This is a genomic window from Candidatus Propionivibrio aalborgensis (genome assembly GCF_900089945.1).
GTDB lineage: Bacteria > Pseudomonadota > Gammaproteobacteria > Burkholderiales > Rhodocyclaceae > Propionivibrio > Propionivibrio aalborgensis.
This window is the reverse complement of the sequence record NZ_FLQY01000175.1, coordinates 1-2,076: the sequence shown is the minus strand read 5'-3', so window position 1 is coordinate 2,076 and position 2,076 is coordinate 1. Positions and strand designations below refer to the sequence as shown.

Annotated in this window: 1 protein-coding gene; it reads left to right on the top strand. The window is 61.0% G+C overall.

Going from position 1 to position 2,076, the window contains the following annotated elements; all coding sequences use genetic code 11:
• A partial coding sequence (locus PROAA_RS09455) for a vitamin B12 dependent-methionine synthase activation domain-containing protein (protein ID WP_186411111.1) occupies window positions 1-2,076 on the top strand: 2,076 nt, incomplete at both ends.

The following is a 2,076-nucleotide window of genomic DNA, read 5'->3' as shown; positions in this document are numbered from 1 at the left end:
GAGGCCTGCCGCTGGATCCGCGCCAATTTGCCCTTCGCCCAGATCTCCGGCGGCGTCTCCAATGTTTCCTTCAGTTTTCGCGGCAACGATCCGGTTCGCGAGGCGATCCACACCGTTTTTCTCTATCACGCGGTGAAGGCCGGGTTGTCGATGGGCATCGTCAATGCCGGCATGCTTGGCGTTTATGACGACCTGGAACCGGCGCTACGCAACAAGGTCGAAGATGTAGTGCTCAACCGCAGCCCGGAGGCTGGCGAGGCGCTGGTCGAATTCGCGCAAAGCGTGAAGGAAGGCAAGGCCAAAGACAGTGGCCCGGATCTTTCCTGGCGCGAACTGTCGGTTGAGGCGCGTCTCACGCATGCGCTGGTCAAGGGCATCACCGATTTTGTCGTTGCCGACACCGAAGAGTGCCGCGCCGCGCTCGAAGCCGCCGGCCAGCCCCCGCTGTCGGTCATTGAAGGTCCGCTGATGAACGGGATGAACGTTGTCGGCGACTTGTTCGGCGCGGGCAAGATGTTCCTGCCTCAAGTCGTCAAGTCGGCACGTGTCATGAAACAGGCGGTAGCGCACCTGATTCCCTATGTCGAAGCCGAAAAACTGCGCACCGGCGCGGCGAGCAAGGGAAAGATCGTCATTGCCACGGTGAAGGGCGACGTCCATGACATCGGCAAGAACATCGTCGGTGTCGTGCTCGGCTGCAACGGCTACGACATCGTCGATCTCGGCGTCATGGTTTCCTGCGACAAGATACTGCACGCGGCAAAGGAACACGGTGCGCAGGCCATCGGCCTGTCCGGCCTGATCACGCCCTCGCTTGAGGAAATGAGCCATGTCGCCGCTGAAATGCAGCGCCTTGGATTTTGTGACGGAGACCATGGCGAGGCCATCCCGCTGCTGATCGGTGGTGCAACAACGAGCCGCGCACACACGGCTATCAAGATCGCGCCACATTACAACGGGCCGGTGGTTTACGTGCCGGATGCGTCGCGCGCGGTCGGTGTCGTCACCAAACTGCTTTCGATCGACAATGCCACCGGTTTCAAGGCCGAAGTCGCTGCCGACTACGAGAAGGTACGCACCCAGCACGCCGGCAAGAAGGGAGTTCAGCTTGTTTCGCTGGAAGCCGCGCGCCGCAACCATTTCACCTGGAATGGCGATCCCGCCTATCGACCCGTTGCGCCCAACAAACCTGGCTTGCATGTACTGCGCAATGTCGATCTGGCAACACTGGCTGAATACATCGATTGGGGCCCGTTTTTCCAGACCTGGGATCTGGCCGGTGCCTATCCCAAGATTCTCGACGACGCCGTCGTTGGCGAGACGGCACGTTCCGTATTCGCCGACGGGAAGGCGATGCTCGAAAAGATCATTGCCGATCAGCACGCCAACCCGTGGATCACCGCCAACGCGGTTTTCGGCATTTATCCCGCCAATGCAGTTGGCGACGACATCGAAATCTACCGCGACGAATCGCGCAAGGAAAAGCTGATGACCTGGCATAGCCTGCGCCAGCAGCACGAGCGGCCAGCCGGCAAGCCGCATCAATGCCTCAGCGATTTCATTGCAACAAAAGGCACGGCCGACTGGATCGGTGCCTTTGCCGTCACCGCTGGCCTTGGCATCGAGAAGAAGCTGGCCGAATTCGAAGCGGCGCATGACGACTACCACGCGATCATGCTCAAATCGCTTGCCGACCGTCTGGCCGAAGCCTGCGCCGAGTGGCTGCATGCGCAGGTTCGACGCCACTACTGGGGCTATGCCGCGAATGAGTCGCTCGACAACGACGCGCTGATTCGCGAGCAATACAAGGGCATCCGTCCGGCGCCGGGGTACCCGGCCTGCCCGGACCACACGGCCAAGGGACCACTCTTCGATGTGCTCGATGCTCCGGGGAATGCAGGCATGGGAATTACCGAATCCTTCGCCATGACCCCGGCCGCCGCTGTATCAGGCTTCTACCTGGCGCACCCGCAAGCGAAATATTTTGCGATCAGCAAGATCGGCCGCGATCAGCTGGAGGATTGGGCGCAGCGCACTGGCATGAGCACTGTCGAAGCCGAACGCTGGCTGGCACCG